Below are 1036 nucleotides of genomic sequence, written 5' to 3'. Positions count from 1 at the left end.
TACCGGTCTGGAAGAGTATCCTGATGGTGCAGAACGGCTAGCCGCGTTCTATGCTGAACGCGCTCGTCACGGCGTAGCCCTGATTGTGACCGGAGGAATTGCGCCCGCGTTATCGGGCGTGGGTATGGAAGGCGGGGCGATGCTGAACGACACTAGCCAGCTCGTACACCATCGCGTCATTACCGATGCGGTTCACGATGAAGGCGGGAAAATCGCCCTGCAAATCCTGCACACTGGTCGCTACAGCTATCAACCGCATCTGGTTGCGCCTTCAGCCATTCAGGCCCCTATTAACCGCTTTACGCCGCATGAGCTGACGCACGATGAAGTGCTGCAACTGATTGAAGATTTTGCCCATTGCGCCCAACTGGCGCGGGAAGCGGGCTACGATGGCGTAGAAGTGATGGGGTCGGAAGGGTATCTGATCAACGAATTCCTGACTCTGCGCACCAATCAGCGCAATGACCAATGGGGCGGCGAGTATACCAACCGCATGCGTTTTGCCGTGGAAGTCGTGCGGGCGGTACGCCAGCGCGCCGGCAATGACTTTATTATTATCTTCCGCCTGTCGATGCTCGACCTGGTGGAAAACGGCGGAACCTTCGACGAAACCGTCCAGCTTGCACAGGCGATAGAAGCTGCAGGCGCCACCATTATTAACACCGGTATTGGCTGGCATGAGGCACGCATTCCCACTATCGCGACCCCGGTACCGCGCGGCGCGTTTAGTTGGGTGACGCGAAAGCTGAAAGGGCATGTGACGATCCCACTGGTTACCACCAACCGCATTAACGATCCTAAAGTCGCCGATGATATTCTGGCCCGTGGCGATGCCGATATGGTGTCGATGGCTCGCCCGTTCCTCGCCGATGCCGAACTGCTGTCAAAAGCGCAAAGCGGACGAGCGGATGAGATCAATACCTGTATCGGCTGTAACCAGGCCTGCCTGGATCAGATCTTCGTCGGCAAAGTCACCTCTTGCCTGGTCAATCCGCGCGCTTGCCATGAAACCAAAATGCCGATCGTTGCGGCCACT

1 protein-coding gene is annotated in these 1036 nt (G+C 57.3%); it reads left to right on the top strand.

Translation table 11 applies throughout. The features are described from left to right. A partial coding sequence (locus FDX03_RS23365; protein ID WP_249357057.1) for a 2,4-dienoyl-CoA reductase FMN-binding domain-containing protein occupies window positions 1-1036 on the top strand: 1036 nt, incomplete at both ends.

Source organism: Citrobacter sp. wls827, assembly GCF_005280875.1.
Classification (GTDB): domain Bacteria; phylum Pseudomonadota; class Gammaproteobacteria; order Enterobacterales; family Enterobacteriaceae; genus Citrobacter; species Citrobacter youngae.
This window is presented reverse-complemented; position numbering and strand designations above follow the sequence as displayed.